Origin of the sequence: Sphingomonas mali NBRC 15500 (genome assembly GCF_001598415.1) — a bacterium.
Lineage (GTDB): Bacteria > Pseudomonadota > Alphaproteobacteria > Sphingomonadales > Sphingomonadaceae > Sphingomonas > Sphingomonas mali.
On the sequence record NZ_BCYX01000072.1, the window covers coordinates 1 to 12,560 of the forward strand.

The following is a 12,560-nucleotide window of genomic DNA, read 5'->3' on the forward strand; positions in this document are numbered from 1 at the left end:
CCCGCCGCTACGCGGCTGCGGCCCCTCCACCGCCCGCTGCGCGGCCGGTCCCCCTCCCCACGCTGCGCGCAGGGAGGAATTTCCAATCACGCAAACGCCGGCGCCGATTTCAAATGCTGGTAGGCTGCGATCACTTCCTGCAGCGCTTTTTCCATGCTGCGGTCGCCGCCGTTGCGATCGGGATGGAATTTGCGCACCAGCTCCGAATAGCGCTGGCGCAAGCCGCGACGGTCGGTGTCCTGGTCGAGCCCCAGCACGTTCAAAGCGCGGCGATCGGCGCCCGACAGCGGCTTGCCATCCTGGCGCTGGCGCTCGTTCGCCATCCGCTCGCGGAAGCGCGCGCCGATCGCGTCGAGCGGGTCGCTGAAATCGGCCCAGCGCGGCGGACGGTCGGCACCATTGGCGGCGAAGGCGCGCGTCTCGCGCTCCCAGCCGGCGTAAGGCCGCTGCGCCTCGTGGATCTCGTCGGGGCTCATCCCGTTGAAGAAATTGTACCGCGAATTGAAGGCGCGGACGTGGTCGAGGCACAGCCAGCGATACTCGGCCGGCCCGTCGCGTCCCGGCGGCGCGCCCTCCAGCGGCGGCGCGCGGAACTCGCCCGCCTGGTCGCATCCCGGCTCCGCGCACAGCCTTCCCGTCCCTGCCACACGGCCGTGGAAGCGGGTGTTGGGTCGGTCGTGCGGGGGCGTGCGAGCCACGGTGTCTCCGGGGGAAAAAGGGTCCTATATAAGAACCATGACCGACACCGCTACCGGCCCGCTGGCCGAAATCATCGCCGCTCGTCTGAACGACCAGCTCGCGCCGTCGCAGCTCGAAGTGATCAACGATAGCCACCATCATGCCGGCCATATGGGCGATGACGGGACGGGCGAATCGCACTTCACCGTCGTCGTCGAAAGCGAGCGCTTCGTCGGGCTCAATCGCGTAGCACGCCAGCGGCTGGTGAACCATGCGCTCGCCGATCTGTTGTCCTCGCGCATCCACGCGCTCGCGATCCGGGCGCGCGCACCGGGAGAATGACATGGAACCCTATCGGCTGTGGTACTGGCCCTCGATCCAGGGTCGCGGCGAATTCGTGCGGTTGGCGATGGAGGCGGCGCACGTCCCCTATATCGACTGCGCACGCGTCGAGGGCGTCGACGCGCTGATCGACGACATGAAGGGGCACGATCGCCGTGGCCCCTTCGCCCCGCCCTATCTGTCGATGGCTGGCTTCACCGTTGCGCAGGTCGCCGACATATTGTTCTTCCTCGCCAGCCGGCACGAGGCGATCGGTCCGGTCAATGACGCCGACCGATTCTGGGCGCAGCAGCTCCAGCTGACCGTCACCGACATCGTCGCCGAGGTGCACAACGTCCATCACCCGGTCGCCCTCGACGATTATTATGACGACCAGAAGGACGAAGCGGCGCGGGCCGCCAAGGGATTCCGCGAGAAGCGCATCCCCAAGTTCCTAGGCTATTTCGAGAAGGCCGCGCGCCACAATGACGGCGACTGGACGGTTGGCTCGCGCTGGAGCCATGTCGACACGTCGCTGTTCCAGCTGATCGAGGGGCTGCGTTACATGTTTCCCAAAAGGATGAAGGCAATCGAGGGCGATTATCCCGCGCTGGTCGCGCTCCATGATCGCGTCGCCGAGCTGCCGGGGATCGCGGCCTATCTGAAAAGCGACCGCCGCATCGCGTTCAACACCGATGGCATCTTCCGGCACTATCCCGAACTCGACGCGGCCTGACGCGAACGCAGCGTTTCCGTGAGGGCTCTCCCGCTCGACGTCGCGAGCGGTTAAGGATCGTTGCGATGGCCCAACGTACCCCCCGCCCCGCCGCGCGCATCCTGCTGATCGACCAGGACGACCGGCTGCTGATGTTCCGCTTCACACCCGAGGACGGACGCTCGCCATTCTGGTGCACGCCCGGCGGCGCGGTCGATCCGGGCGAGAGCTACGAAGAAGCGGCGCGGCGCGAGCTGTACGAGGAGACCGGCATCATCGCCGATCCCGGCCCCGAAATCCTGCAGCGCACCGCCGACTTCCTGACGATCGAGGGCGTCGAAGTGACCGCCGACGAACGCTATTTTCTGGTCCGTACCGAGGCTCGCGAAATCGACGCGGGCGGGCATACCGAGCTCGAACAACGCGTGATGCAGCATTGGCGCTGGGTCGCACCGCACGAGCTCCCCGCGCTCGGCGAGCAATATTTCCCCGAAGACCTGATCGACATTCTGGCAGAGGTGACGGCATGACCAACGACGATTTGATCGACCGCATCATCACGCCCACGACGCATGACCTGGGCGGGTTCAAGGTGCATCGCACGCTGCCGTCCAAGCCGCACCAGATGGTCGGCCCGTTCATCTTCTTCGACCAGATGGGGCCCGCACATCTCGATATCGGCACCGGTATCGACGTCCGCCCGCATCCGCACATCAACCTGGCCACCGTCACCTATCTGTTCGCCGGCGCGATCGATCATCGCGATTCGATCGGCACTTTCGCGCGGATCGAGCCAGGCGCGGTCAACCTGATGACCGCCGGCCATGGCATCGCGCATTCCGAGCGCTCGCCCGGCGACGAGCGGGCGCACGGGCCGGAATTGTCGGGCATCCAGACCTGGATCGCGATGCCCGAGGACAAGGAAGAGATCGACCCCGCGTTCGAACATGTCGCCAAGGCCAATTTGCCGCTGATCGAAGCGCATGGCGCTACCGCGCGGATCATCATGGGCGAGCTGTGGGGCCAGCGCGCGCCGACCACCGTCTATGCCGACACGATCTATGCCGACATCCTGCTCGCCCCCGGCGCCAGCATGCCGATCGACGCGGGCGCGGACGAACGCGCGGTCTATCTGGCGATCGGCGAGGCCGAAATCGACGGCATGCCGATGGCGATCAACACGCTCTACGTGCTCAAGCCGGGCGTCGCGATGACCCTGCGTTCGGCCAATGGCGGCCGCGTGATGCTGTGCGGTGGCGAGGCTTTCACCAGCGAGCGCCACGTCTGGTGGAACTTCGTCAGCTCGCGCAAGGATCGTATCCAGCAAGCCAAGGAAGACTGGAAAGCCGGCCGCTTCGCCAAGGTCCCGGGCGACGAGAAGGAGTTCATTCCGATCCCGGAAATCCCGAAGACCGCGACCTATCCCTGATCGTTACGCCTAGTTTCGAGTTGGCTCCCACCGCAGTTCGACGCGCAGCCTCCACGACCGGAGGGGGATACCTCATGGCCAGTGCCTCGCCAGTCGTGGCTCCCTGACGACACTCGCTCTTGTCGAATATGCGGTATGGAGGCAGGGTCATCGCGATAACAGGAGAGAGCGATGGCGGATTTCGAGCTGCAACGAGTGGCCTTACCTACGGGAGTCGAGCTTGACGTAGCGGTAGCTGGCCATCCGACCAATCCGGCGATCATCCTGCTCCACGGCTTTCCCGAGTCGCATCGCACCTGGCGGCACCAGATCGCCGACCTTTCCGAGGACCATTTCGTTCTCGCCCCCGACCAGCGCGGCTTCGCCAAATCGTCCAAGCCCGAGGGCGTCGAGAATTACACCGCCGACAAACCGGTCGCCGACATGATCGCCCTGGCCGACCGGTTCGATCTCGAGCGCTTCACCCTGGTCGGGCACGATTGGGGCGGCGCGATCGCCTGGATGGCGGCGCTCAACCATCCCGACCGCGTAGCGCGGTTGATCATCATCAACGCGCCGCATCCGTTCATCTTCCAGCGATCGATGTTCGACGACATGGCGCAGCGCGAAGCGAGCCAATACATCCGCGCCTTCCGCAACACCGACCTCGAAAAGCATATCGATTCGATCGGCCTGTCGGCGTTCTTCGACGGCAGTTTCATGCGCCATACGGACTTCGAGAAAGTGAAGGACGAAAAGCCCGTTTATCTCGAACAATGGGGCCAGCCGGGCGCGATGACCTCGATGCTCAACTGGTACCGGGCGAGCACCCTGCTCGTGCCGGCGATGGACGAGACGCCCGAGCGCCCGGCGTTCCTCGACGGCCCGTTCCCGCCGCTCAAGGTGCCGACCTTGGTGATCTGGGGAATGGACGACAAGGCGCTGTTGCCGGTGCAGCTGGAGGGACTGGAGGCACTAGTCCCGGATCTGACGCTCAAGAAGCTGGAGGGCGTGGGACATTTCGCCCCCTGGGAAGCGCCAGAGAAAGTCACTGGCGCGATGCGCGAATGGCTTGCTGACCGCAACGGATGAGACGTTCGAAGCCGCGGTGAATGCGCGCGGCCTGGGAATGAAGTTGGATGCGCGCCACGCAAAGCGCATCCTTCGGGAATCAGCCGCAGATCTCGCGGAACCCAGCGGCCATGAACTTCGCCATGCGTTGCTTGATCGCTGCGAAATCATCCGACCGTGCCACCCCGCCCGACAATTTATCGATCCGGCCGGTGCGTGCGAGCGTGAGCATCAGCGCGCCGGTCACGAAATGGTATCCCCAGAAGATGTCGGCCTCGGCGCAATCGGGAAGCGCCTTCTTGAGCAGATCGATCAGCCGCAGCACGACGGGATCGAAATGCTTGTCCATCAATTCGGCGCCCCATTCGGGTGTGTTGGCGACCTGGGCGCCCAGCTTGGCATAGTTCCTCCACCCTTCCCCGCCATTGCCGTAAAGATCGAGATCGGTGTCGAGGAAGGCGTGCAGCGCGCCTTCCACGGTAGGCTTACCGCCGCATGACGCTTCGTAATCGTCGAGCACCTTCATCCTGAGGTCGCGCGTCACGACCGCGCGGCGCGCAAACACCGCATCGAACAGCGCTTTCTTGTCGGCGAAATAGTAGTTGAGCAATGTGTGATGGACGCCGACCTGCTTGGCGACGTCCTTCAACGTCGTGCCGTAGAGACCGTGCTGAGCGAACAGCCCCTCTGCGGCATCGAAAATCTGCTCCATCGTTTCCGCGCGTTGTTCGGCCTTGCGCGACCGGCGCGGCGGTTGGGTGGTCTTGGTCACGATCATGGTCCTTCCAGCCTCGTCCATCAGCGTCAAGCATTTCGCGGCATCCAACAATATTCACCCTCGTGATAATGTATATGTTGACTCCCGCCGCAGCTTGCCACCATCATGCGGGAAAGACGGGCAAAAGCCGGGGAGAGGAAATTGGGTTTTCTGACGGCACTCGGTCCGCCACGCGGCCGCGCCCGGTATGGCGCATCCTTCCGGCGAGTCCGGTAATGGCCGCGACGATCGCGACGACGCCCTCCCCTGCCCCCGCCACCTCGGCCCGGGCGTGGGTCATGCTCGGCACGCTGACGTTCGTCTACGTGCTCAATTTCCTCGATCGCCAGCTGCTCGGCATCCTGGCCAAGCCGATCCAGGATGATCTGCACATCACGGACGGCCAGCTCGGGCTGATCGGCGGGCTCTATTTCGCCTTCTTCTATTGCTTCATCGCCATCCCGATCGGCTGGCTTGCCGACCGCTCGAACCGGATCACCATCGTCGCGCTCGCCTGCGCGATCTGGAGCGGGGCGACAACCGCTTGCGGGCTCGCGGCCACCTATCCGCAACTGGTCGCCGCGCGCATGACGGTGGGGTTCGGGGAAGCGGGCGGCGTGCCACCATCCTACGCGCTGATTACCGATACTTTCCCGCCGGGACGCCGCGGCATCGCGTTCGGCATCTACAATCTCGGACCACCGATCGGCGCGGCGCTCGGGATCGCGTTCGGCGCGTCGATCGCCGCCTTTTTCCATTGGCGTGACGCGTTCATCGCAATCGGCGCTATCGGCGTCGTCACCGCCATCCTGGTCCGCCTGTTCCTGCGCGAGCCGGCCCGCGGCGCGACCGATCCCACCGTGCAGAACGTTTCGGCCAAGGCACGCTTCTGGCCGACGATCGGCATGTTCTTCACCCATCCGATATTGATGCTCGCGGCGCTGGGCAGCGGCGCGACGCAATTCGTGACCTATGGTCTCGGCAATTTCGCGGTGCTGTTCCTGATCCGGGAAAAGGGCATGACCTTGCAGCAGATCGCAATCTGGTACGCGATCGTCGTGCTGGTCGGCATGTGTTCGGGGATGCTGGTATCGGGCCGCGTGATCGACCGCTTCACGCGCCATTCGCGGCGCGTCTATGCCATCGCGCCGGCATTGTCGCTGGTCGTCGCGATGCCTTTTTATGCCGCCTTCGTCTGGGCACCCGGCTGGCCGCTGGCACTCGTGCTGCTGACCATCACCATGCTGTTCAACTATGTGTATCTCTCCTGCTCGGTCGCGCTGGTGCAGGAGGAAGTGCGGCCCGACCAGCGCGTGCTGGCGGGCGCGCTGCTGCTGCTGGTGATGAACTTCATCGGGCTTGGCCTTGGGCCGACCTGGGTCGGCGCGGCGAGCGACTGGTTCAAGGCGGCCGGCGACGCGCATTCGCTACGCACCGCGCTCTACACGCTCGTGCCGGTCTATCCGGTCGCGATCCTACTCTTCCTCTGGCTTGCCCGCGTGATCCGGGCGCACGAACAAGGGACGTCGGCATGACCCGTTTTCCTTCGCTGCTGGCGCTTGGCGCGCTGCTCGTGGCTGCCCCGGTTGCCGCGCAATCAGGTCCGGTGGTCGATGCGCCGTCGGGCGCCGTGCGCGGCGCGGCCGATGGCGACATCCAGGCGTTCAAGGGCATTCCCTATGCCGTCCCGCCGGTCGGCGCGATGCGCTGGCGGCCGCCCGCACCGATGCAGCGCTGGAAAACGGTGCGTGATGCCACCGCGTTCGGACCCGCCTGCGTCCAGCCGCAGGGCAAATCGGCCTCGGTCTACTCGCCCGCAGCGCCGCTCCCGGTCAGCGAGGATTGCCTGACGCTCAACATCTGGGCGCCGAAGAATGTAAAGAACGCGCCGGTCTTCTTCTGGATTCACGGCGGTGCGCTGGTCAGCGGATCGAGCCGCGAGGCGACCTATGACGGCCGCAGGATGGCCGAGCGCGGCATCATCGTCGTCTCGATCAATTATCGCCTCGGCGTGCTGGGCTGGCTGGCGCATCCCGGGCTCACCGCGGAATCGCCGCAACATGTGTCGGGCAATTACGGTCTGCTCGACCAGATCGCCGCGCTGGGCTGGGTCAAGCACAATATCGTGGCGTTCGGCGGCGACCCGAAGAACGTGACGATTGCCGGCGAGTCCGCCGGTGCGCTCAGCGTCATGTACCTGCTCGAATCGCCGCTCGCGCGCGGGCTCTACAGCAAGGCGATCGCCGAGAGCGGGTACATGATCTCGATGCCGGAGCTGAAGAAAGCGGTCTACGGCGCACCGTCGGGCGAAGCGGCCGGCCAGATGCTCGGCGGCGCGCTCCAGGCGCCAGATATCGCCGCACTGCGCGGGATCGACGCGCAGGCGATCACCGATAGCGCCGCCAAGCTCGGCTACGGCCCCTGGGGCGCGGTCGATGGCCTCGTCCTGCCGCAGCAGATGGTCGAGGCGTTCGACCAGGGCAAGCAAGCGCCCGTCCCGCTGCTCGCCGGGTTCAACCAGGGCGAGATCCGCTCGTTGATGATGCTGGCACCCAAGCCGCCCGCGACGGCGGCCGACTATGAGGCGACGATCCGCGATCGCTATGGCGACCTCGCCGACACGTTTCTCAAGCTCTACCCGGCGACCGATTACAAAGAGAGCATCATCGCGACTACGCGCGACGGGCTCTACGGCTGGACCGCCGAGCGGATGGCGCGCAAGCAGACCGGACTGGGTCAGCGCGCCTATCTCTATCTGTTCGACCATGGCTATCCGGCGATGGACAGCGCCGGGCTGCACGCCTTCCACGCCAGCGAATTGCCCTATGTGTTCGGCACGACCGACACTCTCGGCCCCAATTGGCCGAAGATACCCGACACGCCCGAGGAGCATGCGCTGTCCGACGCAATGCTCGATTACTGGACCAGTTTCGCGCGCGACGGCAATCCAGTCGCGGCCAAGGCGCCGGCCTGGCCGGCGTACGGCACGGCCGCCAATTACATGCACTTCACCGCGACGCCGGAGCCGAGCAAGGATTTGATGCCCGGCATGTATGAGCTCAACGAGGCGGTGATGTGCCGCAGGAAAGCAACCGGCAAGTTCGCCTGGAACTGGAATGTCGGCCTGGCCGCGCCTAAGATTCCGCCCAAGATCGCCGGTTGCGAATGATCGGGTAGCGGGAGCGCCGACCGTCCCCGTTGAACGCCTCCCCGGCGAAGGCCGGGGCCCAGTCTCGACGAAGTTGAGATGGCATCCCGTCGTTGAGTGTGCGTTGCGGCTGGGCCCCGGCCTTCGCCGGGGAAGCGTCTCGGTTGAGCCGGGCGCGGCTTCTTACCGCCCCATCACCACAGAAGCGATCTTGCCCGCCTCGTAATCCGCGCGCAGCCGGTTCTTGTCGATCTTGCCCGACGCGGCGAGCGGCATCGCCGCGATTTCGGCGACGCGATCCGGGATCCACCAATCGGCGACCTTGCCGCGGAGGAGATCGAGCAATACGCGCGCATCGGCCTTGCCGTCGCTTTCGACGATCAACACCGGGCGCTCGCCCCATTTGGCATCGAGCCGGCCGATCACCGCGACATGGCGCACCGCCGGATGCGTGCCGACGATCGCTTCGATCTCATTGGGGTTGATCCACTCGCCGCCCGACTTGATCAAATCCTTGGCGCGTCCGCAAATGGTGAGGTTGCCCGCCACGTCGATCGTCGCTAGATCGCCGGTGTCGAAATATCCCTCGTCATCCAGCGCATCACTGTCGGTACGGAAATAACGGTCGATGACGCTCGCGCCCTTGACCTTGAGATGTCCCTGGACGCCGCGCTGCCCGGACAAGGTCGCCCCGTCGGCATCGGTCAGCTTGAGATCGAGCCCGATCGGCGGGCGCCCCGAGCCACGGGCGGGATCGGTCGTGCCGGGCGAGGCGATCGTGCCTACCGGCGACAGCTCGGTCATCCCCCAACTCGTCTGCACTTCGGCACCGAGTTTGTCCTCGAGCCGCCGGATCAGCGCATCGGGACAAGTCGACCCGCCGATCACCACGCGTTTCAGACTGGGCAAGTCGACCCCGGTCGCCTCGACATGGTCGGCCAGTGCGAGCCATACCGTCTGCACCCCGACCGCCACGGTCACATCCTCATCGCGGATCAACCGCGCCAGGCTCGCACCATCGATCACGCGCCCCGGCAGCACCAGCTTGGTGCCCGCCGCCGGCGCCGCGAATGGCAGCCCCCAGCCATTGGCGTGAAACATCGGCACCGCGAGCAGCAGGACATCGCGCGCAGTCAGCGCGATCGCATCGGCCTGGAGCGCGCGCAGCGTGTGGAGGTAATTCGAGCGGTGGGTGTAGACCACGCCTTTGGGGCTGCCGGTCGTGCCCGACGTGTAGCACAACCCCGCCGGCAGATTCTCGTCGAACTCGCCCCACGCCACCTCGGCGCCGTGCGCATCGAGCAGCGCGTCATGGCCCCACACCCCTACGTCTGCCCGGCCGACAGCGGCGATATCGAACGCCGGATTGTCGAGCACGACGACATGGTCGATCGACCGGCACGCCGCGACCAGTTCGCTTGCGAGCGGTATGAGGTCGGCCGCTACCGCCAGCACGCGGTCCTCCGCCTCGTCGATCATCGCAGCGAGGTGCGCGACGGTCAGCCGTGGATTAAGCGTGTGGCAGACCAGTCCAATCGCCATCGCGGCATAATAGAGTTCGAAATGATGCGGCGTGTTCCAGGCGAGCGTCGCAACGCGGTCGCCCTGGGTCATGCCGAGCGCCGCGAGCGCGCCCGACATCCGATTGCTGCGTTCCCTGAGCTCGGCATAGGTCGCGCGCGCGCGCACCTGCCCCGCTTCGGCGCCGACGACCTCACGATCATGGAACCACTTGGCGGCGTGATCGAGGAACTTGTCTACCGTCAGGCCGTAGGGTTGCATGATACCTTGAGAGAAAGCGGGGAAAGAAAGGCCGGACGCCGCTGCTTGCGCACGCGCACGTCCGGCCAGGCTGGGAATCAGAAGGTCTTGAGCACCTTAAGGCCGTATTGGCGCGGGGCTCCGGCGAAATAGAGCCCGCTATTGAGCGCCGCGACATAATGCTGGTTGGTCAGGTTGGTGCCATAGGCCGTGATCGTCCAACTGCCCTTGGCGTAAGCGAGCTGGGCATTGAGGATCTTGCGCGCGTCGAGCAGGTCGCCACGGTTCGTGTTCTGGAACAGCGTCGCCCACTGGCTACCCACATAGCCGAAATTGGCGCGCGGCGTGATCGAGCTGCCGTCGGGCAGCTTGAAGGTATATTCGCCGCTGACGTTGAAGGTGACATTGGGCGCATAGGTCTGGCGCCGGCCGGCCAGATTGATGCAATTGGTGGCTGCGGGCGTGCCGCCCGTGATCGGGTCGCACGCCCCGGTGGCGGCGATGCGCGGATCGCTGGCGTAGAACGAGCCGAGTTCGCTGTGCAGCACGTTGACGCCGGCGTCGAACTTGAACCCGCCGACGGTAACTTCCGCCTCCGCCTCGAACCCGTAGATCTTGGTGCTGTCGGGAACGTTCAGCTCGATCCCGAAAGTCGGGAAGGTCGGGTAACCGATGATGACCTGGAAGTTCTTATAGTCGTTATAAAAGCCGGTGACGGTGGTGCGTACATGCCCACCCGCCCAATTGGCCTTCCAGCCGGCTTCATAGGAAGTGATCTTTTCCGGCTTGAACGGGGCCGGCAAGCCGAGACCGACAGGAACATTCAACCCGCCCGGACGGAAACCCGTGGCGACGAAACCGTAGAGGAACTGATCGGCATTCACTTTCCAGCCGAGCGATGCCTTGTACGAGAAGTTGTCGGACGACACCGTCTGCACCTGGCTGATCGGCAGGCCGTATTGCTGCACATTGACATAATTGGTCGAACGGCTGGCGGTGTAGCGGCCGCCCAGTTCCAGCTTCAGGCTCGGCGTGATCTGGAAACCGACCTGGCCGAACGCGGCGAGGTTACGCTCCGGATTGCGCCCCGTCAACTGGTAGAGGCACGCGTTAACCGTGGTGACGGGATAGCAGAGGTTGATCGTGAAGTTGCTGAACGGCTTTGGAAAGAAATAGGCGTTCCACATGCCGAACCCGCCGACCAACCAGGTGAAGCGCTGATTGTCCGGCGAGATGATGTTGAATTCCTGGCTAAACTGGGTCTCGGTGACCTTGTCGAAGAAGCTCCAGTTCTTGATCGTGCCAGTGGTGGGATCGACGGCGTTCGACGCCGTACCGTCGAGATCGGCACGGTAGAGCGTGGTGCCGTTCTGGAAGCCGGTGACCGATCTGAACTTCACGCCGCCGGTCGTGTCATATTCCAGCTTCAGCACCGAACGCACGAACGTGTCCCGGGCATCCTGCGGCGCGTTGAGCTGAATGTCGTAGAGGTCGCGCTTATAGGTCGGATAGGCGTCGCTGTGCTGCCAGAAGGACGAGGCCGGATAGGCGCCCGAATCGAGCGCGTCGAAATCGGTCTTCCACAATGCCGAGAAACGGTCGCTCGGCCTCCACAGGAAACTCACGCGCCCCGCGAGATACCCCATCTTGCCGCTGTCATAGGGATATGCGCTGCCGCCGGCGCCATGAACGTTGAAGAAGCTATCGCGGCGCTCGGCGAACAAGGCGACCCGTGCAGCGAACGTGTCGCTGATCGGCAGGTTGATTGCGCCCTGCATGCCGGCATCGTTGTAATTGCCGTAATTGGCGTTGAAATAGCCGTGAATCTCGCCGCCGACGATCGGGTCGTTGGTGTTGACGAAGACCGCGCCCCCGGTCGAATTCTGCCCGACGATCGTGCCCTGCGGACCGCGCAGCACCTGGATGTTGGCGACGTCGAAATAGGGCTCCATCTGGAAATAGCCCGGGAAGGTCGGGACGCCGTCGCGATAGGTGATCACGCCGGTCGTCGTCTGGGTATTGTGCTCGGCCTTGCCGATGCCGCGAATGTTGAAGTCGTTGCCCTGGCCGAAATTGTTCACGACGACGCTGGGCATCGCGAATTGCAGCGCGTCGACATTGGCGACGCCCTTATTGCCCAGATCGGTGCCGCTCAGCACCGACGCAGAGACAGCGGTGGTCATCAGGTCTTCGCTGCGACGCTGCGCAGTGATGACGATATCACCGGCGACGTTGTTATTGTCGGCCGCGGTCTGGCTGCCGTCCTGCGGCGCCGCTGCGGGCGTGGACTGGGGCGCCGTTTGAGCAACAGCGTTGCCGCCCCAGGCAAAAGCGAGCGCGGATGCACCGAGCCACAATGCACGAGCCTTCATTCATTCCTCCCACCAATCAGATCACGCTCTCCGGCGCCGATGATCGGAAACTGCCGCAAAGTGCGGCGCCTGACAATACTAATTCACACAATAGTGAATAACGGTGTTTTGGCTTGGAAGCGGGCCGCGCAGGCCGAGCCGTTCGATTGTCTGACGTGCCGAATCGACCGACGGCTTGCGCCCACCGTCGCTGAAATCGTTTGGCCGAGAATCACAAAAGCCGCGGACGTCAGCGACGTCCGCGGCTTTCGATGGTGGGCGTGGCAAGGATTGAACTTGCGACCCCTGCGATGTCAACACAGTGCTCTACCACTGAGCTACACGCCCAC

11 protein-coding genes and 1 tRNA gene are annotated in these 12,560 nt (G+C 64.6%); 7 read left to right on the top strand and 5 right to left on the bottom strand.

Features of this window, described 5'->3' with window-relative positions; genetic code table 11:
* Positions 1-86 precede the first annotated feature (86 nt).
* Positions 87-698: a J domain-containing protein gene (locus tag SMA01S_RS23210; RefSeq protein WP_066827773.1), complete on the bottom strand. Its 612-nt coding sequence runs from the start codon at positions 696-698 to the stop codon at positions 87-89.
* A gap of 37 nt (positions 699-735) precedes the next feature.
* On the opposite strand from SMA01S_RS23210, the gene SMA01S_RS23215 reads away from it, so the two are divergent.
* The 5 genes from SMA01S_RS23215 to SMA01S_RS23235 all read left to right on the top strand — a co-directional run bounded on the left by SMA01S_RS23215 (position 736) and on the right by SMA01S_RS23235 (position 4,214).
* Entirely contained in the window at positions 736-1,020 is a 285-nt protein-coding gene (locus SMA01S_RS23215) for a BolA family protein (RefSeq protein ID WP_066827774.1), read from the top strand.
* A gap of 1 nt (position 1,021) precedes the next feature.
* Positions 1,022-1,735 (top strand): glutathione S-transferase, encoded by a 714-nt coding sequence (locus tag SMA01S_RS23220; RefSeq protein WP_066827775.1) that lies wholly within the window; start codon positions 1,022-1,024, stop codon positions 1,733-1,735.
* Between the two features lie 65 nt (positions 1,736-1,800).
* Positions 1,801-2,244 (top strand): NUDIX hydrolase, encoded by a 444-nt coding sequence (locus SMA01S_RS23225; protein WP_066827776.1) that lies wholly within the window; start codon positions 1,801-1,803, stop codon positions 2,242-2,244.
* Positions 2,241-3,143, top strand: coding sequence for a pirin family protein (locus SMA01S_RS23230; RefSeq protein WP_066827777.1), 903 nt, complete (start codon positions 2,241-2,243; stop codon positions 3,141-3,143). The genes SMA01S_RS23225 and SMA01S_RS23230 overlap by 4 nt, the downstream gene beginning before the upstream one ends.
* Before the next feature lie 171 nt (positions 3,144-3,314).
* On the top strand, positions 3,315-4,214 hold the full coding sequence (locus SMA01S_RS23235; RefSeq protein WP_066827778.1) for an alpha/beta fold hydrolase: 900 nt from the start codon (positions 3,315-3,317) through the stop codon (positions 4,212-4,214).
* 79 nt (positions 4,215-4,293) lie between these two features.
* Here the strand turns inward: SMA01S_RS23235 and SMA01S_RS23240 are convergent, their stop codons facing one another.
* Entirely contained in the window at positions 4,294-4,965 is a 672-nt protein-coding gene (locus tag SMA01S_RS23240; protein ID WP_245649419.1) for a TetR/AcrR family transcriptional regulator, read from the bottom strand.
* A 221-nt stretch (positions 4,966-5,186) separates the two neighbouring features.
* Between SMA01S_RS23240 and SMA01S_RS23245 the strand changes: the two genes are divergently transcribed.
* On the top strand, positions 5,187-6,485 hold the full coding sequence (locus SMA01S_RS23245) for a spinster family MFS transporter (protein ID WP_066827779.1): 1,299 nt from the start codon (positions 5,187-5,189) through the stop codon (positions 6,483-6,485).
* Positions 6,482-8,119 carry a carboxylesterase/lipase family protein gene (locus SMA01S_RS23250; protein ID WP_066827780.1) on the top strand — a complete coding sequence of 546 codons (1,638 nt, stop codon included), beginning with the start codon at positions 6,482-6,484 and terminating at the stop codon, positions 8,117-8,119. Before SMA01S_RS23245 ends, SMA01S_RS23250 begins: the two co-directional genes overlap by 4 nt.
* A gap of 162 nt (positions 8,120-8,281) precedes the next feature.
* Here the strand turns inward: SMA01S_RS23250 and SMA01S_RS23255 are convergent, their stop codons facing one another.
* From SMA01S_RS23255 to SMA01S_RS23265, 3 genes are all read right to left on the bottom strand, one after another.
* On the bottom strand, positions 8,282-9,880 hold the full coding sequence (locus SMA01S_RS23255) for an AMP-binding protein (protein WP_066827781.1): 1,599 nt from the start codon (positions 9,878-9,880) through the stop codon (positions 8,282-8,284).
* 77 nt (positions 9,881-9,957) lie between these two features.
* Positions 9,958-12,231, bottom strand: a complete 2,274-nt coding sequence (locus SMA01S_RS23260) for a TonB-dependent receptor (RefSeq protein ID WP_066827782.1) — start codon at positions 12,229-12,231, stop codon at positions 9,958-9,960.
* Between the two features lie 252 nt (positions 12,232-12,483).
* A tRNA-Val gene (locus SMA01S_RS23265) sits at positions 12,484-12,558 on the bottom strand.
* Between the last annotated feature and the right edge of the window lie 2 nt (positions 12,559-12,560).

Coding starts and splice junctions, on each gene's coding strand:
- SMA01S_RS23255 (WP_066827781.1), bottom strand. CDS start 9,880: ATGCAACCCTACGGCCTGACGGTAGACAAGTTCCTCGATCACGCCGCC.
- SMA01S_RS23220 (WP_066827775.1), top strand. CDS start 1,022: ATGGAACCCTATCGGCTGTGGTACTGGCCCTCGATCCAGGGTCGCGGC.
- SMA01S_RS23230 (WP_066827777.1), top strand. CDS start 2,241: ATGACCAACGACGATTTGATCGACCGCATCATCACGCCCACGACGCAT.
- SMA01S_RS23250 (WP_066827780.1), top strand. CDS start 6,482: ATGACCCGTTTTCCTTCGCTGCTGGCGCTTGGCGCGCTGCTCGTGGCT.
- SMA01S_RS23215 (WP_066827774.1), top strand. CDS start 736: ATGACCGACACCGCTACCGGCCCGCTGGCCGAAATCATCGCCGCTCGT.
- SMA01S_RS23260 (WP_066827782.1), bottom strand. CDS start 12,231: ATGAAGGCTCGTGCATTGTGGCTCGGTGCATCCGCGCTCGCTTTTGCC.
- SMA01S_RS23235 (WP_066827778.1), top strand. CDS start 3,315: ATGGCGGATTTCGAGCTGCAACGAGTGGCCTTACCTACGGGAGTCGAG.
- SMA01S_RS23245 (WP_066827779.1), top strand. CDS start 5,187: ATGGCCGCGACGATCGCGACGACGCCCTCCCCTGCCCCCGCCACCTCG.
- SMA01S_RS23225 (WP_066827776.1), top strand. CDS start 1,801: ATGGCCCAACGTACCCCCCGCCCCGCCGCGCGCATCCTGCTGATCGAC.